The organism is Streptomyces sp. NPDC032161, from assembly GCF_040636995.1.
Taxonomy (GTDB): Bacteria; Actinomycetota; Actinomycetes; order Streptomycetales; family Streptomycetaceae; genus Streptomyces.
Map to the genome: position 1 here is coordinate 1 of NZ_JBEZVN010000003.1, position 17,933 is coordinate 17,933.

Annotated in this window: 16 protein-coding genes and 3 pseudogenes; 11 read left to right on the plus strand and 8 right to left on the minus strand. The window is 69.9% G+C overall.

What is annotated here, in order from left to right:
• Window positions 1-107 precede the first annotated feature (107 nt).
• Complete coding sequence (locus AB0E67_RS10355; RefSeq protein WP_362023672.1) at window positions 108-1,715, plus strand: ABC-F family ATP-binding cassette domain-containing protein; 1,608 nt, start codon at window positions 108-110, stop codon at window positions 1,713-1,715.
• 669 nt (window positions 1,716-2,384) lie between these two features.
• Here AB0E67_RS10355 and AB0E67_RS10360 read toward each other — a convergent pair.
• Window positions 2,385-3,437 carry an alpha/beta hydrolase gene (locus tag AB0E67_RS10360; RefSeq protein WP_362023675.1) on the minus strand — a complete coding sequence of 351 codons (1,053 nt, stop codon included), beginning with the start codon at window positions 3,435-3,437 and terminating at the stop codon, window positions 2,385-2,387.
• Between the two features lie 114 nt (window positions 3,438-3,551).
• On the opposite strand from AB0E67_RS10360, the gene AB0E67_RS10365 reads away from it, so the two are divergent.
• Both AB0E67_RS10365 and AB0E67_RS10370 read left to right on the plus strand, forming a co-directional pair.
• On the plus strand, window positions 3,552-4,163 hold the full coding sequence (locus AB0E67_RS10365) for a TetR/AcrR family transcriptional regulator (protein ID WP_362023678.1): 612 nt from the start codon (window positions 3,552-3,554) through the stop codon (window positions 4,161-4,163).
• 119 nt (window positions 4,164-4,282) lie between these two features.
• The gene (locus AB0E67_RS10370) at window positions 4,283-5,368 is read left to right on the plus strand and encodes an aminoglycoside phosphotransferase (RefSeq protein WP_362023681.1); all 1,086 of its coding nucleotides are present in this window, start codon (window positions 4,283-4,285) and stop codon (window positions 5,366-5,368) included.
• A 144-nt stretch (window positions 5,369-5,512) separates the two neighbouring features.
• On the opposite strand, the pseudogene AB0E67_RS10375 reads toward AB0E67_RS10370, so the two are convergent.
• Both AB0E67_RS10375 and AB0E67_RS10380 read right to left on the minus strand, forming a co-directional pair.
• A pseudogene (locus AB0E67_RS10375) lies at window positions 5,513-5,791 on the minus strand (DUF3152 domain-containing protein); the annotation flags it as partial.
• A gap of 296 nt (window positions 5,792-6,087) precedes the next feature.
• On the minus strand, window positions 6,088-6,213 hold the full coding sequence (locus AB0E67_RS10380; RefSeq protein ID WP_362023684.1) for a hypothetical protein: 126 nt from the start codon (window positions 6,211-6,213) through the stop codon (window positions 6,088-6,090).
• Between the two features lie 182 nt (window positions 6,214-6,395).
• Between AB0E67_RS10380 and AB0E67_RS10385 the strand changes: the two genes are divergently transcribed.
• Window positions 6,396-6,905, plus strand: coding sequence for a hypothetical protein (locus AB0E67_RS10385; protein WP_362023686.1), 510 nt, complete (start codon window positions 6,396-6,398; stop codon window positions 6,903-6,905).
• 168 nt (window positions 6,906-7,073) lie between these two features.
• Here AB0E67_RS10385 and AB0E67_RS10390 read toward each other — a convergent pair whose 3' ends face one another.
• Both AB0E67_RS10390 and AB0E67_RS10395 read right to left on the minus strand, forming a co-directional pair.
• Window positions 7,074-8,714 (minus strand): amidohydrolase family protein, encoded by a 1,641-nt coding sequence (locus AB0E67_RS10390; protein WP_362023689.1) that lies wholly within the window; start codon window positions 8,712-8,714, stop codon window positions 7,074-7,076.
• Window positions 8,714-10,084, minus strand: a complete 1,371-nt coding sequence (locus AB0E67_RS10395) for an MFS transporter (protein ID WP_362023692.1) — start codon at window positions 10,082-10,084, stop codon at window positions 8,714-8,716. The genes AB0E67_RS10390 and AB0E67_RS10395 overlap by 1 nt, the downstream gene beginning before the upstream one ends.
• Window positions 10,085-10,204: 120 nt before the next feature.
• Between AB0E67_RS10395 and AB0E67_RS10400 the strand changes: the two genes are divergently transcribed.
• Window positions 10,205-10,849: a GntR family transcriptional regulator gene (locus AB0E67_RS10400; RefSeq protein ID WP_362023695.1), complete on the plus strand. Its 645-nt coding sequence runs from the start codon at window positions 10,205-10,207 to the stop codon at window positions 10,847-10,849.
• Between the two features lie 101 nt (window positions 10,850-10,950).
• Here AB0E67_RS10400 and AB0E67_RS10405 read toward each other — a convergent pair whose 3' ends face one another.
• Together AB0E67_RS10405 and AB0E67_RS10410 are read right to left on the minus strand one after the other, a co-directional pair.
• Window positions 10,951-11,286, minus strand: coding sequence for a hypothetical protein (locus AB0E67_RS10405; protein ID WP_362023697.1), 336 nt, complete (start codon window positions 11,284-11,286; stop codon window positions 10,951-10,953).
• Between the two features lie 2 nt (window positions 11,287-11,288).
• Window positions 11,289-12,428, minus strand: coding sequence for a mandelate racemase/muconate lactonizing enzyme family protein (locus AB0E67_RS10410; RefSeq protein WP_362023700.1), 1,140 nt, complete (start codon window positions 12,426-12,428; stop codon window positions 11,289-11,291).
• A 285-nt stretch (window positions 12,429-12,713) separates the two neighbouring features.
• Here AB0E67_RS10410 and AB0E67_RS10415 point away from each other — a divergent pair, with 285 nt between their 5' ends.
• From AB0E67_RS10415 to AB0E67_RS10430, 4 genes are read left to right on the plus strand one after another with little or no spacing between them, the layout of a single operon-like run.
• Window positions 12,714-13,391, plus strand: coding sequence for a GntR family transcriptional regulator (locus AB0E67_RS10415; RefSeq protein WP_360112698.1), 678 nt, complete (start codon window positions 12,714-12,716; stop codon window positions 13,389-13,391).
• Window positions 13,388-14,176, plus strand: coding sequence for an SDR family NAD(P)-dependent oxidoreductase (locus tag AB0E67_RS10420; RefSeq protein WP_362023702.1), 789 nt, complete (start codon window positions 13,388-13,390; stop codon window positions 14,174-14,176). The genes AB0E67_RS10415 and AB0E67_RS10420 overlap by 4 nt, the downstream gene beginning before the upstream one ends.
• Before the next feature lie 36 nt (window positions 14,177-14,212).
• Window positions 14,213-14,596, plus strand: coding sequence for a sensory rhodopsin transducer (locus tag AB0E67_RS10425; protein ID WP_362023705.1), 384 nt, complete (start codon window positions 14,213-14,215; stop codon window positions 14,594-14,596).
• Window positions 14,597-14,636: 40 nt separating this feature from the next.
• The gene (locus tag AB0E67_RS10430) at window positions 14,637-16,082 is read left to right on the plus strand and encodes a sugar porter family MFS transporter (protein WP_362023708.1); all 1,446 of its coding nucleotides are present in this window, start codon (window positions 14,637-14,639) and stop codon (window positions 16,080-16,082) included.
• 17 nt (window positions 16,083-16,099) lie between these two features.
• Here the strand turns inward: AB0E67_RS10430 and AB0E67_RS10435 are convergent.
• Window positions 16,100-16,346, minus strand: a pseudogene (locus AB0E67_RS10435) (helix-turn-helix transcriptional regulator); the annotation flags it as partial.
• A 108-nt stretch (window positions 16,347-16,454) separates the two neighbouring features.
• On the opposite strand from AB0E67_RS10435, the pseudogene AB0E67_RS10440 reads away from it, so the two are divergent.
• Together AB0E67_RS10440 and AB0E67_RS10445 are read left to right on the plus strand one after the other, a co-directional pair.
• Window positions 16,455-17,078 (plus strand): annotated as a pseudogene (locus AB0E67_RS10440) (class I SAM-dependent methyltransferase); the annotation flags it as partial.
• A 27-nt stretch (window positions 17,079-17,105) separates the two neighbouring features.
• A complete protein-coding gene (locus AB0E67_RS10445) occupies window positions 17,106-17,615 on the plus strand; it encodes a DinB family protein (protein WP_362024619.1) in 510 nt (169 codons plus the stop codon).
• Window positions 17,616-17,933 lie beyond the last annotated feature (318 nt).

Consider the following 17,933-nt stretch of genomic DNA (forward strand, 5'->3'; position numbering starts at 1 on the left):
CCGCCAGGTCCTCCTCAGAAATCCCCACAACAGTCCACGTATCACGGCACGTACAGCAGCCGCATCGAAACCGTCAGTAATTTACTGACGGCTCCGAACCACCGACTATGTTCAGCAAGTCCGCCATCACTCTCCGTGACCTGACATTCGAGTGGCCCGATGGCAGTACCGCGCTCTCGGACGTGAACGGCACGTTCGCAACTGGTCGCACTGGCCTGATCGGCCGCAACGGCGCCGGAAAATCAACCCTGCTACGGCTGATCGCAGGCGTCTTGTCCCCGACCTCCGGCCATATCGACACGATCGGCGAGGTCGGATATCTGCCGCAGACGCTGACTCTTCGGAAGGAGACGACCGTTGCTGGGCTCCTCGGTATCGACGACATCATCGCCGCGATGAGGGCGATCGAAGCCGGCGACGTCGACGAGCGGCACTTCGACACGATCGGCGACGATTGGGACATCGAGGCGCGAGCCGATGAAGCCCTGCACCGGATCGGCTTCACCGCCGGCGACCTCGATCGCCGCGTTGCCGAGGTCTCCGGCGGAGAGGCGATGCTCATCGCCATGACAGGTCTGCGCATCCGCCGCACGCCGATCACATTGCTCGATGAGCCCACCAACAATCTGGACCGGACCACCCGTGCCAAGCTCGCGGAGTTCGTCGACGAATGGCCCGGCACGCTCGTTGTCGTGAGCCACGATCTCGAACTTCTGGAGCACATGGAGAGCACCACCGAGCTCTACGGCGGAGACCTCAACACGTTCGGGGGTCCATATAGCGCATGGAAGGAGCACATGGAACAAGACCAGGCCGCTGCTGTGCAGGCGGCCCGCTCGGCTCAGCAGGCGCTCAAAGTCGAGAAGCGTCAGCGCATCGAGGCCGAGACGAAATTGGCGCGCAGAGAGCGCACTGCCAGGAAGACCCAGAAGGATGGCGGCATCCCGAGGATTCTGGCGGGCAACCGGGCCAGCAAGGCCCAGGCATCTGCCGGGTCGTTGCGCTCCACCCTCGACGACAAGGTCCAGGCAGCACAGGCCACAGTCGACGCCGCTGGTGCCCGTGTCCGCGAGGAGGAACACATCAACCTCGCCCTTCCCGATCCCGACGTGCCGCGTGGGCGTCGCATCGCCGAGTTGTACGACGAAGACCACACCGTCGTCATCCAGGGGCCGGAGCGAGTCGCACTTGTGGGGGCGAACGGGTCCGGAAAGTCGACGCTCATTGAGCAACTCGTCCATGGTGCGGCTCAGGCTCCCGGACGGCCCTATGGTCGTCTCCTGACGGACCTCGTGGGATACCTGCCGCAGCGGCTGGACGGGCTTGACGAGGACGCGAGCGCTCTGACGAACGTGCAGGCCGTTGCTCCCGGAACGCCAGCCGGGACGATTCGCAACCAACTTGCCCGGCTGCTGCTCCGCGGAGCCGGCGCCGATCGTCCCGTCGGCACCCTTTCGGGTGGGGAGCGGTTCCGTGTCTCCCTTGCGAAACTTCTCCTGTCCGAACCCCCCGCTCAGTTGCTGGTGCTCGACGAGCCCACCAACAATCTCGACATCACCAGTGTCGAGCAACTCGCGGAAGCACTCGACGTCTACCGCGGTGCGCTCCTCATCGTCAGTCATGACTTCGCGTTCCTCGAGCGGATCGGGATCGACACAGTCATTGAGCTCAACGAGAATGGACGCATGCACCAGCGACGCGACCTGAATTGCTGAGTCTTTGACCTCGCCGTTTCTGCTCGGGCGGAGTCGAGCGGTGGCCCGGAACGCGAAAGTGCCTTCTGAACTGGGACGCTGAACCTTGTCGAGGGGTTCTGTCGGCCCGGGTGGAAGGCACTTTCCGCGTGAGGGCTGTCGGTTCGCGTCCCCGGGTTCGTGTCTCCGCTGACGGAACGGGGGTGGTCGGGCATGCCGGAGCGCGTCCGCTGGCCGATCTCGCCGATGCAACCGGGTCGACGAGTGCGTACTCCACCGTGTTGTGTCCGCTGCGGCCGCGTGGGACCGGCCGTGATCCCGGCCGGGTCGCCGTCATGTTCGCCGGTGACCGCATGCGGATCCCAGGGCAGAGCCGCCGCCTCCGTGGCGACGCGGTCGGCTGTCCGGGGGTGCTGCGCCGGCGCGAGCAGGAGTCGGCCGACCGCCCGGATGGGGACCTCGCTCACGGCGACCATGAGTCCGGTCAGGGCGTCGAAGACGGCCCCGTCGGTGAACACGCCGTACTGCGAGGACGGCCGCAACACCTGGCCCAGCAGGTCGTCACTCGGCCGCCCCCCCTTCGGCGCCGCTCCATCACACCCAGCGGCTGCCGGCAGAACCGTGTCTGGTGGCGACGCCACGCGCGGCGCTCGCGGGTTGGCGGCTTCGTGTCGCGACAGGACCGTCGGATCAGCCGATCAGGGTGTCCTTCAGCCAGGGGGCGATCACGGCCATCGCCTCGTCGAAGCATGAGATGGCGCAGTGGCCGGTGTCCGGGATCAGTTCGACCCGGGTGTCCCGTCGGCCCTCGAACACCAGGGTGTCGTCCAGTGGGACGTGGACGTCCTCGGTGCCGTTGACCACCAGCATCGGCCCATTGGTGTCCTGGTCCAGCAGCGGGCGCAGGTCGAAGGCCGCGAAGGCCTCGTCACGCTCGGCCGTGCTCGGCATGGCGTCGAAGCCCAGGGCGTTGCCGACGATGCCGTCCATGCCGAAGGCGAAGCCGCGGCCCGGAGCGAAGGAGCGCTCCACCGGGCCGCCGAGCACCACGGAGGCGTCCACCGCCCCGGTCAGTCCGGTCCGGGCAGAGTAGTAACCGCCCATCGAGATGCCGAAGTGGCCGACCTTCCCGTTGCCGATCGTGCGGGCGAAGGCGACCAGTCCGGCGATCACCTCGGCCCCACCGTCCGGGGTCATCGGCAGGTGGGCGGTCTCGCCGGTGCCGACGATGTCGAACAGCAGCAACCGTGCCGGCAGCGCGAGCGCGAGCTGCTCCCACATGCCGTGCAGGTCGGTCTTCCAGGAGTCCACCCCGCCGCTGGCCAGCACGACCGGCGCGTCGGCCGGCAGGCCGGGGGCGGCTATCAGGTGGATCGGCAGGGTGGCCTCGCCACCGCGGTACGGGACGGTGAGCGTGCGGCGCTCGAACTCCACCGGGAAGCCGGGGGCGGCGAGGGCGTACTGCTCGGCCTGGCGGGCGAGCGCGGTGCGCTTCGGGCCGTCGGCCAGTGAGGGGAACTTGGCCCAGCCGTACGCCTGCGCGGCCAGGCGGTGGCGCCCGGCCTCGGCGTGCCGGGCGGCCAGGGCGGACCACTCGTACACCCAGCTGCCGGGCCGGTCGGGCCACATCTCGGTGACGGCGGCGCGGACCGCGTCCACCTCGTCGACGGGGAGGCCGAGGGTCATCTGAGGGTAGCGCTCGACGAACAGGTCCTGCGGGTCCAGGGGCCAGGTGAAGGACATGGTGATGCCTCCTGCTGCACTTAAAGCCGGAACTCTTGCATTAGCGACTATGCACCCGGGCACCTCTTAATGCAAGCGCACTTGCGTTAAGGTGGTGGTCGAGGTGATCGACATATGACCGAGGAAGAACCGGAGCCGATCCGCCGCCGCCCTGGCGGCCGCGCCGCGCGTGTCCGCCAGGCCGTTCTGACGGCCACCATGGAGGTGCTGGCCGAGGAGGGCATCGCCCGGCTCAGCATCGCCGAGGTCGCGGCCCGCGCCGGGGTCAACGAGACCACGGTGTACCGGCGTTGGGGCAGTCGGGAGAAGCTCGTGCTGGACGCCATGCTGGTCGGCAGTGACGAGGGCATCCCCGTCCCCGACACCGGAGCCGTCCGCACCGACCTGGCCGCCTTCGCCCGCGCGCTGGCCGAGTACCTGGCCACCCCGGCCGGCCGCTCCGTTGTCCGGGCGGCCTCGCTCAGCTCCGACGACCCGGACCTCGCCGAGGCCTGGCAGACCTTCTGGCAGTCACGCCTCGCTCAGGCCGGCGCCATCGTCAGCCGGGCCGTCGAACGCGGGGAACTCCCGGCGGACACGGACGCGGCCCTGGCACTGGAACTGCTCTGCTCCCCGCTCCAGACCCGCTCTCTGCTCGGCCATCGCCCGATCGAGCCGGACCTTCCGGAGCGCTTGACGGACTTGGTGCTGGACGGCCTGAGGGGGAGGGGTCAGCGTGGACTTTAACCTCGGGCGCCGAACGATACGTCGCGCTTGATCACTCGGTGCGGTCATCGACGTACGTGAAAGCGGCCTTCGTCCGAACATGTGCTCCGACCAAGGAACACCTGTCCAGCACGAAAGCCGTGAGGACGAGTCCGCTGCATGGCGGTGACCTACCGCGCCTAGGATCGGGCATTGTGTTTTCCCCTCCCTCTTTCATCAGCGACGACGCGGTCGTACGTGCGGTCGCCGCCCACTGGCTGCCTCGGGCTGCCGAAGTCGACTACCTGCCCTGGGGGTTCGGCGCATACCACTGGCGAGTGTGTGGCGCCGGCAGGACTCTGTTCGTCACGTTGGACCGATTGGCGCCCCGGCACACCGCGAATTCGCTGGAGGCTGCTTATGCGGGGGCCGCCGCGTTGGCGGCCGGCGGTCTGGATGTGGTGTGCGCACCGGTGCCCGCCCGGTCCGGGGGCTTTACCGTCGATGTCGGGCCCGGCGTGCTCAGCGTGACGCCGTGGCTGGACGGGCGGTCTCCGACCGCGGCGGAGGCCCGAGAGCCCCAGCACGTCCGTGAGGTCGTCGCCGCGCTGACCGCTCTGCATCGGACGGTTCCGCCGGACGGCTTGCCGCACTGGACTCCACAGGTGGGCCCGGAGTTCGCCGACGAGGTGCGCGTTCGCACTGCCCGGCCCTGGGCATCCGGACCCCTGGCAGAGAAGGCGAGGGGCGCGCTCGCCGCCCGCTGCGACGCGATCAGGCGTTGGACCGTTCGTTATCTGGAGCTGGCGGACATCGCACGGGCCCGTCGGGACACCTGGGTGCCGACCCATGGCGAGCCGCACTTCGCCAACCAGGTCATGAGCGTCCGCGGACTGCAGCTGGTCGACTGGGAGTCGCTGGCTCTCGCGCCGCGCGAGCGGGACTACGCCGATCTGCTCGACGCGGCCGCCGGCGCCGGGCTGAACCCTGACCCGGCGATGGTCGAGCTGTTCGCGCTCGACTGGCGGCTTTCCGAGATCGCTGAATACGCGCGCTGGTTCGCCGCGCCGCACACGGGCACCGACGACGACCGCACCGCATTGGCAGGGCTGTACGAGGAGTTGTCGGACATCACCGGATGCCCCTCGGCCGAGCAGCCGGGCGGCCTCCGCCGGGATGCGGGGCGATCGTGGGACTCCGTTCACGACGACAGCACCGGCGTGCCGGGAAGGAACACGGCACGGTGAAACCCTGACCGCCTTGACGGCCACGGGGTTGTCGCCGAGTTCGGGCCGGCGCCCACAACTCATGGCCATCGGCTCCGCTCATGGCCAAGCTGCAACGGCCGGTCCGGTACCTCGATCGGCGCGCCTGCGGGAACGGCCGCCGCGTCACGTCACGTGCGGCCCGGAGACGAGGCGACCGTTCTTGTCATAGGGCCAGGCGTTGGCGACGCATCCGTGCAGACCCTTGATCTGCTGCATCATCACGGGGGCCAGTCGCCCGGGACCCGCGCAGGTCATGTGCGTGTGGCCCAGGAAGTGTCCCATCTCGTGGTTGACGATCAGCGCCCGGTAGTCATGGATCGGACCGTCGAACGTGGGCGAGCCCTCGACCCGGCGTTTGAGGTTGACCACCACCCCGTCGGGGACCTCGCAGCTGTATTCGCCCTTGGCCGGTCAGTGCAGCCCGCGTGGCGTCGGCGGTCAGGGGCGCGGGCTTGGAAGAGGACCGCTCTGAGCAGCACGGGCCGACAGATGCGAGGGCGGTATGACCTGTTCCAGCTCTCTTCCCAGTCTCTGGGCTTCGCCACGCACCTGGGCGGGGACATCTCCCTGCTCTGCGATGAGGCGGTTGTAGATCGGGGTCTCGTGAAACACGGGCAGTATCTGCTTTCTGGTGGTGGCGACGGCGCCTTCCTGGTCACCGTCTGCGGGACGGGGACCCCGCGAAGGCGGTGGAACGGTCAAAGCTGCGGGTCGAGGCCGAACTGCTTCGTCAGGTCGGCAGCGGCCCGGCGGACCATGTCGGAGTCCGGTGGGCCGGGAGCAGCGCCGAGGTGCTCATGCAGTCGTGTCCAGGAACGGGCCATGCCTCGTAGCCTAGAGGCCGGGTCCGACATCACCGGACCGGCAGAACCTTGTCCAAGGCATGTGTGCCGGTTGCCGGCTGATGGTCATGGGGAGGCTGCCGGGCACACCCCACGCTGTGCGGCAGCAGGCCGGGCCGAGGGGGCGGTGCCGGAGGGCGCCGCCCTCTCGGTCTCGTCGGCCGGTGCCGACGGAGCTGTACGAGGTCGCCGAGGACGGCACGAAGCTGCGCCCGGTGCACGCCGAGCGCCCGAGGGGGTGGTATGCCGGGCGGCCCGAGCTGGATGGGGCCGCCCCGATCGAAACGCCCGGATCGCTCTCGCTCGTGTCCGCGATGGTCCGACCGTCATCGGCGAGCCGGCCCGGGCCGCGCACATCGCCCCTCCGCCCTTCGCCACGCAGCATTCCGGCCGCGGCACTTCACCCGGGCCACGACCTTCAGGAGATCGTGAAGTACAGCACCGCAGCCGATGCGGGATCGTCCACCCCGACGGCCAATGTCCACGACTCGACCATTGGCCGGCATCGAGCCGCCCACGGCACCGACGCGTCCAGCGACCTGCTGGTCGCTTCCTGGCCCGGATCCGAATCCTGCGGCCGACGGCGCGGGCCCGTTCCCGGGCAACTGAGCGCTTCGGTCGGCGAAAGCCGCCGCCGAAGCGCTCAGCCGCACCACCGACCACTCGGCTTTTGAAGGCTGGACCTATGACCGCGGCGCGACGTCGACCTCGCGGAGCAACGCAGCGAGCCGTCCGGGATCGACATGAAACGGTGGAGGACAAGGGGGAGGTCTTGCCGACCTCGGAGGCCGGAGGCCCCCGTTGCGGAGCCACGAAGAAGGCAACGGGGAGCCAGGGATGGTTCAGCGCCCGGACAGGTACCGGCCGGGACGGGTGCCGAGGTGCCGGCCGTGATGGACGACCAGCTCTCCGTTGACCAGCACGTGCGGAACGCCGGCCGTGTACGTGCCGGTGAATGCGAACGTGTCCTGCGCGGCGAGGACCGAGAGATCGAGCACGGCCAGGTCGGCATGCTGCCCGGGACGGATACGGCCGCGTTCGGACAGCCGGAAGCGGTCGGCGACCATCGAGGTCATCTTGCGCACCGCCTCCTCCAGACCGAGCGTTTTGGCGCGCAGCACGTGGTGGGCGAGGTAGTGGACGTGGCCCGTGAAGAACAGCGGATGGCGGGTCCGCGCCGCGAGCGGGCCCTCCGTGCGGCTGGTGAAGCCGTCCACGCCGAGACAGAACAGCGGGTGCGCGACCGCCTCGGAGACGTGCTCGGGTGTGAACAGCCGCCCCATGAGCTGCACAGTGGGCATGTCGGACCCGGCCTCCCGCAGGACGTCGAAGAATGCGTCCCAGCAGTCCTGGCCACGCATCGCGGCGATCTCGGGAAAGGACAGGCCCTCCAGCTCCGGTGTGGCGGGGCTGGTCGCCAGGACGACCCTTTCCCATTGGCCCTTGTGCACGAACCGCCAGTAGCGGTCGCAGTCCTGGCGCAACCGCCGCCGCACGTCGGGGTCGCCGAGCCGACACGCCGCGCTCCCGGGGCCGTCGGCCAGCAGCCAGGAGGGCAGCAGCCCGGCGGCCAGTCCGATGCCGTGCGGATACGGCGTCATGTCGGCGAGTACGTCCAGCCCCGCCTCCCGCTCGGTGGCGAGCCGAGTGACGGCATCGTGCCAGGCGCCGTCGGGAGCACCGGTGTCGTGGCGGACGTTGAGGTGGGAGAGCTGGGCGCGCAGCCCGCTGTGCCGGGCTACGGTGAGGAACTCCTCGACGGCGTCGAGCAGGTGCGCGTCCCGGTTGCGGATGTGACTGGCGTAGATCCCGTCATATCGCTTCAGGACGGCTGTCACATCGGCGAGTTCACCGGTGGTCGCGTCCCGCCCGGAGCCGTACTCGAGGCCGCTGGACATCCCCAGAGCTCCGGCTTGCATGGCTTCTTCGAGCAGGAAGGCCATCCGTGCGAGTCCGTCGGCGCCGACGGACCCGCCCCGTACCCGGGCGGCGTCGCGCAGGGCCGTGTGCCCGACGAGCCAGGCGAGGTTCTGCGCCGTGCCCCTGTCCTGCCGGTGCACGACGTCCAGCAGTTCGGGGAACGTGCGCCAGGAGACCGGCCCTTCGTACCCGTAGGCACGCAGGGCGCGACGGGCCTCGTCGGCGCCCGCTTCGGCCAGGGGCGCGTAGGTCACTCCGCAGTTCCCGACGATCTCGGTGGTGACTCCCTGGCGAACGGTGCTCTGGGCGTCCCGGTTGCCCAGCACGGACCAATCGCTGTGGCTGTGTGGGTCGATGAATCCGGGCGTGACGGTCAGGCCGGTCGCGTCGATGCGCCGGGCGGCTTCCAGGCGGAGGCGCGCGCCGACGGCTACGACGCGGCCGTTCCGCACCGCGACATCGGCCCGGCGGGCCGGCGCTCCGGTGCCGTCGACGACCTGACCGCCGGACAGCAGGAGGTCGACGCCTGACGAGACAGTGGTGGACGAGGCAGAGACGGGCATCAGCGCAGCTCCTCCTGGTGGCGGTCATGGACCCGGCTGAGGAAGGCGAGCGACACCAGTGCGCCGCAGACCAGATAGAACGCCGGGGCGACGGAGACACCGGTTCGGGTGGCCAGAAACGTGTTCACGAAGGGCGCCGTGCCGCCGAAGACGGCGGCGCCGATGTTGTACGAACTGGAGAACGCGGTCGAGCGGACCCGGGTGGGGAACAGTTCGACGAACAGCGCGGCCATCGGCCCGGAGACGGCGGCGAACAGGACGACGAAGACCACCTGCCCGGCGAGCGCCCCGGCGAGGGTGCCGCTCGTGGCGAGCAGGAAGACCGGATACGTGGCCAGGGCGTAGAGCGCCAGTGCGCCGCCCATCACCTTCTTGCGTCCGACCCGGTCGGAGAGCGCGCCGGCCGCGACGATGAGCGGCACCTCGATCAGCAGTGCGATGGCGTTGGTCGTCAGGGCGTCCGCCAACGAGAGCGCGCCGACCGCGTGGAGGAAGGCCGGGAAGCTGGTCGCCGTGTACCCGTAGAGAGTCACGCCGAAGACGATGCCCAGCACGAGCAGCCAGTTGCGCCGCGTTTCCGTGGCCGCGCCGATGCCGTTGTCCGCGTCGGCACTGCTGATGCGGCTGTCGCCGACCGTGGTGTCCTCGGGCTCCACCTCCTGGTGGCGTATCGGTTCGCGGGGGGTGTGCAGTTCGCGGTACGCCGGGGACTCGTCCAGCTTCAGGCGGATGAACAGCCCGACCGCCGCGACGATGCCACCGAGGAGGAACGGGATCCGCCACCCCCAACTGTCCACAGCCGCCTCAGGCATGAGCCGGACGACCGCCATGGCGACGCCCGTTCCCATCAGGAAGCCCGCCACTGTCGAGGCCTGCAGCACGCCGGAGTAGAGACCGCGGCGGCCGGTGCGTGCGTACTCGATCAGGAACGTCGCGCCGCCCGTCCACTCCGCGCCCGCAGCCAGTCCCTGGACCATCCGCAGCGCCACGAGCAGTGTCGGGGCGAGCATCCCGGCGGAGGCGTGGGTGGGGAGCAGCCCGATGAGCACGCTGGCGACACCGACGGTCACCATCGTGACCGCGAGCATGCTCCGGCGTCCGGCGCGGTCGCCCAGCCGACCCAGGACGATCGCCCCCAGCGGACGGCACACGAACCCGACCGCGTACGACGCGAGCGTCACCAGCAGCGAGACCGTCGGGTCGTCCGAGGGGAAGAACAGCCGCCCGATCACGGCCGCCATCGACGCGTAGATCGCGAAGTCGTACCACTCCAGCACCGTGCCCAGCACCGCCGCCGCCGTGACCCTGCCGGGAACGCCCCGGCCGCCGTCCGCACGCGCGGACGGCGTCGTCGGCTTCGTCAGCTCCATAGCTCCGCCTCTCCTGTGGGGCCTGTGGCCCAGGGCGACGAACGTAGACGAGCAAATGGCAGATGGTCAACCATCCGCCATTTGTTATCGTTGGCGGGACGACCGAAGGAGCCCTACACGATGGCGGCATCGCCTCCCCATCCGCCCGAATCCCGGCGCGACTGGATCCTGCGCAACCTGCGCGAACGCATCGCGCACGGTGAACTCCCCGCAGGGGAGAGGCTCATCGAACGAGACATCTCGGTGCACTACGGCATCAGCCGGGGCCCGGTCCGCGAGGCGATCATGGTCCTGGAGCAGGAGGGGCTGGTCATCACCCATCCCTATCGCGGCGCCGTGGTCACCGAGGTCTCCCAGAAGGAGATCGAGGAGATCCTGGTCCCGATCCGGCTGGTGATCGAGAAGGCTGCCTTCCGCGCCGCAGCCGAGGCAGCCGACCAGCAACTGTTCGAAGCCCTCGACGCACTCGTGGGACAAATGGAGTCGGCAGCGGCCGAGCCCCTGGACGTCAAGTCGCTCGCCGACCTCGACGTCGCGTTCCACGAGACCGTGATCACCGCCGCCGGGCACATGCAGCCACTGCGGATCTGGCGCACCATCCAGCCCCGGGTGCGGGCCTATTTCCTCCGCGACGCCCCGCACCACGAGAACCCCCATGGCGTCGTCGACCAGCACCGATCTCTGCTCGATGCTCTGCGTTCCGCGGATCCGGAGCGGGTCGGGCGCGAGATCACAGAGCACATCGGGATCTATCTCGGCGGCTGACGACGGTGGGTGGCGCGGGTGACGGCGCAGCCGGTCGGCGGACCCGGCCACCCCCACTGACAGAGTGTCGGCCAGATCACCGGCCTGCCCACCGCCGCCCATCATCCGCTCGGCCGGCTCCACGCGCGGCCCTCGCCCAGGACAACCCCGCCGCGCCCGTCGCCCCCCTGAACGCCACCCGCCCCGGCCCCGCCGCGCAACTCGACAAGCGCGGCTCGGGCCTGCACGCCGTCGGTCACCGTACCGACGCCGATGCGTGCGACCTCGCCGATGTCCGCTCGCAGGCGGCCGACGACGTCGAGCGCTCCCGGCGTGGTGAGCGTGAGCTCGATCTCGCGGACGCCTCCGGCGACGAGTTCGTCGACGACGGGGCGGTAGCGGTCCGCCGACGGGGCGCGGAGGACCGCGATGACCTTCGACAGGGGTGTTTTCGGCATGCTCACGCCCGCGGGTCGGCGAACGCGGGCCGCGTGCCGTACTTCTCGACCGCTTCCGGGTCGAGGGACACTCCGAGTCCGGGGCCGGAGGGAATGTCGAGGTATCCGTCGGCGTCGAGTCGCCAGCCCCCCGCCACCAGGTCGTCCACATAGGCCGACCCGGTCTTGTACTCGACGAGGTCGGTGGCCGCGAGTGCGGACGAGAGCTGCAGATCGGCGGCGAGACCGATGGCCGTGTTCCATCCGTGCGGGATCAGCCGGATGCCGAGGTCCTGGGCCTCCCAGCCGATCCGGCGCGACTCGCTCAGACCGCCTCCCTTCGTGGTGTCGGGCTGGACGATGTCGAAGGCGCGGCGCCGCAGGTAGGGGGCGAAACTCTGCCTGCGGGTGAGGACCTCGCCACCGCTGATGGGGACGGGTGAGCCCGCGCGCAGTTCGACGAAACCGTCGAGGTCGTCCGGCGCGAGTGCCTCCTCGAACCAGGCGACGTCGTAGTCGGCGAGCATCCGCGCGGTTCGCTTCGCCCATGCCAGACCGCCGGGGAAGAAGCCTTCGGAGCCGCCGGCGTCGACAGCGAGCAACCGGTCGCCTATCGCGGCGCGGGCGGCGGCGACGGTGCGCTCGTCGGTGTCGGCGTCCACCCGTCCGAACTTCCACCAGCCGATCTTGAACGCGGTGAATCCCTGCTCCACGAGCTGGGTGAGGTTCTCCGTCATGGGTCCGGCCTCATCCATCAGCACCGACGCGTAGGGGCGCACCCGGGTGCGGTGGCGCCCGCCGAGCAGTCGACCGACCGGCTGGCCGAGCGCCTGTCCGGCGATGTCCCACAGGGCGATGTCGATCGCGCTCGTCGCGTGCGTGAGCGCGCCACCCCGGCCCATCCAGAAAGCGGTCTGGTGCAGCGTTTCGGTAATCCGCTCGACCTCCACCGGGTTCTGTCCGACGAGGTGCGGGAGCAGGAGGTCGATCGCCCCCCGGACGAGGTTCTCGGTGGTGAACGCGCTTCCGATGCCCGTGACGCCTTCGTCGGTGTGGACGGCGACGAGCGTGTGCACCACATCGTCCGGGCGCAGTTCGTTCGACCAGCCGCCCTCGGGGGTCGCCCCACGAAGACCGCATGTCTCGACCCTGGTGATTCTCATGAGTGCCTCTCGTAACGGGTGCCATCGCCGCGGGCGCCGACGAAGCGGCGGCGGCTGTGTTCGGGACCGTACCCGACCGAGAGGGCCATTGTCGACAATCGACCATTCGGCTACAGTCTGCCGAACGCCCCACCGCGGAGCACCGCACCACCACGGGAGCACCCATGCGACGAAGCGCCACTCCCCCACCCCCCGACCGGCCTGTCGCCCCCCGGCTCGCATCCACCGGCCACGGGAGCACCACACTCGATTGTCGACAAAGTACGATCCTGTTACGCTCCGGCCATGTCTGGTCTTCCCGAGCTTCCCCCGCTCCCCTTCGCCTCCCTCGCCTCCCGCCGCGAAACCGTCGCGGACGTCCTGCGCGAGGCCATCACCTCGGGCCGTCTCCAAGCCGGTCAGAAGCTCACGGAGTCGGGAGTCGCCGAACAGCTGGGAACCAGCCGGGCGCCGGTCCGCGAGGCGCTGCGCCAGCTGGAGCAGGAGGGCCTGGTGATCTCCTACCCCTACCGCGGTACGGAGGTGCTCGGCGTCTCCCAGGAGGAGATCGAGAACGTACTCGTACCGGTCCGCATCTCTCTGGAGAAGTTCGCCTTCCGCAAGGCGATGCCCCGCCTGACCGACGCGGACTACGCCCATCTCCAGTCGCTCGTCCACAACATGGAGGCAGCGGCCGACGCGGCCGATGCGGCGCTGCTCGCCGACGAGGACATCCGCTTCCACGAGGCGGTCGTGACCTTGTCGGGGCAGCAGCACTGCCTGCAGATCTGGCGGTCGATCCAGCCCCGCGTGCGCGCCTACTTCCGGCGCGACGCCAGCCACTACTCGGACGCGACCGTCGTCGCCGGGCAGCACCGTGAGCTCATCGACGCACTCCGCGCGGGCGACGAGCACGCACTGGACCGCACCGTCACCGCCCACATCAGCACCCATTTCAGAGCCACCAAGGACCCCTCCGAATGACCAGGACGATCTTGATCACCGGCGGTGGAAGCGGCATCGGCCGTGCCACCGCGTTCGAAGCCGCACGCCGAGGCTGGGCTGTCGGCATCCTCGACCGTGACGGCGAGAGCGCCGAGCGGGCGGCGGCCGAAGCCCGGCGCGTCGGCGCCCGCAAGGTCTGGTCGGCCGCGCCGGACGTCACCGACGAACAGGAGCTCGTCGACGCGTTCGGCGCGGCGAGCGCCGCACTGGGCCCGGTGGACGGGGTGACCGCAAGCGCCGGCATCGAGATCAACGCGCCCCTGCCGCAGATGCCCCTCGACACATGGCGCCGCGTTCTCGACGTGAATCTCACCGGCACCTTCCTGACTGTGCGTACAGCGGCCCAAGCCCTGCGGGGCGCCGGGAGGCCGGGCTCCGTCGTGTGCGTGTCGTCCCCTTCCGCCTTCGTCGGCTTCGCGGGCGGCTCGAACAGCGCGTACGGAGCGTCCAAGGGCGGAGTCTCCGCGTTCGTGCGGGCCGCCGCCATCGACCTCGCCCCGCACGGCATCCGCGTCAACGCGGTCGTCCCCGGCGCCACCGACACACCCATGCTCTACTTCGGCCTCGACGGTGACGACCTCGAAGCGGAGCGCGCACGCCTCAGGGATGCCGCAGCACGCCAGATCCCGCTCGGGCGGATGGCCGACCCCGCCGAGATCGCACGTGCCGCCGTCTGGCTGCTCTCCGACGACGCCTCTTATGTCACCGGCAGTCACCTGGTATGCGACGGCGGCCTCACGGCGAAGAGCGCGAACGACTTCTGACAAGAACCGAAACCCACCACAGAAAGACGGACTCACATGACAACTCGGGCGATCGGCACCACGACATGGGTGGTCGCGGACGGCTACATCCCTCCGGGCAGCACCGGACCGGCACCCGCGATGACCAGCCATGACAGCATCTGCATGCTGAACGCCGGCGGCGACCCCGCGCGTGTCTCCGTCGAGGTCTTCTACACCGATCGCGAGCCGGTCGGCCCCTATGAACTCACCGTTCCCGCACGCCGCGCACACCACCAGCGGATCAACGACCTCCGCGGCCCCGAGCCGATCCTTCCGGGCGTCGACTACTGCCTCGTGATCCGAAGCGACCGGCCCATCGTCGTCCAGCACACCCGTCTCGACTCGAGACAGGCGGAGAACGCCCTGATGTCCACCATCGCCTACCCCTCCGCCCTGTGAGCAGTTTGGTCGACAATCCACAATCGACAAGGACCCCATCATGTCCCATTCATGCTCCGGGGAGAGCGGCCGCCTGACCCGCCGCGTGGCCACGATGGCCGTGGCCGCCGCCATCGGCGGCTTCCTCTTCGGATTCGACACCGCCGTGATCAATGGCGCCGTGAACGCCATCGAAGGCAACTTCGGGCTCGACTCCATCGGGCTCGGCACCATCGTCGCCGTCACCCTGCTGGGCGCCACACTCGGCTCGTTCAGCGCCGGCCGGCTCGCCGACCGCATCGGGCGCCCCCGCACCATGGCGGTCGCCGGCGCCGTCTTCCTTGTCGCCGCGATCGGCTCCGGCCTCGCCCAGGGCCTCTGGGACCTCGCGATCTGGCGCCTGCTCACCGGCTACGGGGTCGGATTCGCGACAGTGATCGGGCCCCTCTACATCTCGGAGATCGCGCCGGCGAACGTGCGCGGCCGCCTCGCGTCCCTGCAGCAGATGGCGATCGTCCTCGGCATCTTCGCCGCTCTTCTCTCCGACAGCTCGCTCGCGCTCGCGCTCGGGGGCGCGGACTCGCAGACATTCCTCGGTCTCCCCGCGTGGCGGTGGATGTTCATCGCCGGAACCGTGCCGGCCCTCATCTACCTGGTCATCGCGCTCGTGGTCCCCGAGTCGCCGCGGTTCCTCGTCGCCCGCGGACGAACCGCCGAAGCACGCGACGTGCTGCAAAGGCTCCAGGACATCACGGACGAAGAAGCCACCACACTGACCGACCGCATGGCCGCGACGCTGCGGACCGACCGTTCCGCCCGCTTCCGGGACCTCCTCGACCGACGGCGCGCTCTCCTCCCCATCGTCTGGGTGGGGATCGGGCTCGCCGCCCTTCAAGCCCTCGTCGGCGTCGACGTCATCTTCTACTACTCCACATCACTGTGGCAGTCGGTCGGCTTCGACGAGTCGGCAGCGTTCGCCCTGTCGGTACTGAGCTCCTTCGTGAACGTGGCCGCGACGGTTGTCGCGATACTTCTCATCGACAGGGTGGGCCGCCGCCGGCTGCTGCTCGCCGGATCAACCGGCATGTTCCTGAGTCTCGTCACAGTGGCGGTGGGATTTTCCACCGCCACCATCGCCGCGGACGGCGAGCCGACGCTGTCCGGCGTCTGGGGGCCGGTCACTCTCGTCGGCGCCAACCTGTTCGTCGTGGCCTTCGCGGTTTCCTGGGGTCCGGCCGTCTGGGTCCTTCTCGGCGAGATGTTCCCCAACCGCATACGCGGCGTCGCGCTATCGGTGTGCGCCGCCGCCAACTGGCTCGCGGGCGTCCTGCTCAACTTCACGTTCCCGAGCCTGCGCGACCTCTCTCTGGCAGGAAGCTACGGAGTCTACGCATTCATGGCCCTGCTCTCGTGGCTGCTCGTGTTCTTCTTCGTCGGCGAGACGAAGGGGCGCTCGTTGGAGGACATGCAGGAACGCGCCGCGCCGGTGACGAGCCCCCTGAAGTGATGCGCGTCGGAGAATCCGGGGGCGCCGGTGCGCGGGGTGCCGACGAGGTCGTCGAGCGGGACCTCGTGGATACGGGACAGCGGCAGCAGCAGTTCCCAGGGGCGGTCGGCGTTGCCCGTTCTCCAGCCGGGACAGGGTGCTCTCCGAGACGCCCGTCCTCGCCGCGACGTCGGCGAGGGTGATGTCGCGGCCGCGGCGCGGGACGCGGAGCCGTGGCCCCACCGCGTCGAGTACGTCGTCGTCCGTCCTGGGGGCGGGGTGCACGGAGCCCGTCTTGCCGTCGAGGCCCGTTTTGCCGTTACCGCAAGGTTTCGTGCCTGGTTGTGGTGTGCCTGGCAAGACTGAGCGTCCATCGACACGAGGAGTCTTGAAATGAGCACCACCGATGCTGCGGTCGCGTTCTGGGACGGCGTCCATGCCTCCCGGCCCACGGCCGACGACCCGCGGCCGAACGTCCGCCTCACCGAGACGGTGGCGGGCCTGCCGTCCGGTGACGCGTTGGATCTCGGATGCGGCAACGGCGGCGACGCGCTGTGGCTCGCCGGGCAGGGGTGGCAGGTCACCGCCGTCGACATCTCGGCCGTGGCGGTCGAGCGGCTCGCCGCCCTCGCCCGCTCGCGCGGCCTGGGCGAGCGTCTCACCCCTGTACAGCACGACCTGCGCACGTCCTTCCCGCCTGGCGCGTTCGACCTGATCAGCGCCCACTACCTGCACACCCCCCATGACCTGGACCGCGCCGCCGTCCTGCGCTTGGCCGCGCACGCCCTGCGCCCGGGCGGGCGGCTGCTGGTCGTCGACCACGGCTCGACCGCGCCGTGGTCGTGGAACCAGACCTCCGACACCCGCTGCCCGAGCCCGCAGGAGGTGGCCGCCGGTATCGAACTGGCCCCGGACACATGGACGGTCGAGCGGGCCGACGCACCCCGGCGGATCGCGACCGGGCCGGACGGGCATACCGCCGAGGTCACCGACCATGTGCTCGTCATCCGCCGTACCGCCCTGGTGCGAGGGAGGCGACCCCTGATGTCCGGCTCTGCCGGCGCCACACCCCGCAACCGCCGCCGCGACACCCCGCCGCCCCGGACCGGGAGCAGCGAGACCGAGGTCCTGCGCGGGTTCCTCGACTATCTGCGGACGTCGATCGTGGCGAAGGTCGACGGTGCGCCCGAGCCGCAGGCGCGAGCGGCCGCCGTGCCGTCGGGCACGAACCTGCTCGGGCTGCTCAACCACCTGACGTTCGTCGAGCGTTCGGTGTTCCTCGGAGAGGATGTCAGTGACTGGCCAGCGACGTTCCGGGCCGCGTCGGCTGACAGTGTGGCCGATGTCGTGGCCCGCTACCAGGAGGCGGTCGGTCGCGCCAACGACGCACTCGACGGGTGCACCGATCTCGGCGCACCCGTCCCTCGACCGCGGCCCGGGCGCCCGGCTCCCAGCGTCCGCTGGGCGCTGACCCACATGATCGAGGAGACCGGCCGTCACGCGGGGCACGCGGACATCCTGCGCGAACTCATCGACGGTTCGACGGGCCGCTGATCCGCCTGTTCTTCTCCCGTGCCGCCTGCTCCCCGTTGGCTACGTGGCTGCAGGCGGCAGTGCGCACGGCGCAGCGGACCGGTCCGTCCGGCATCCATACGGATCTGCATCACATCGAGCGGCCGTGGCGAGCAGGTCGACGCGATCGCCGAGAGTCGGGCCGCCGACGGCCCATGCGTACCGGATGCGCGCGCTTCGGCATGAAGTTCGACTGATTTCGTCTCGGCACCTCGCCGACGACCGCGACACCTCGCCGACAAACGCCCCGCTGGGACCACCCCGGTCGGGCGATCCCATGCGCGCTGATCGGCGCCTGCA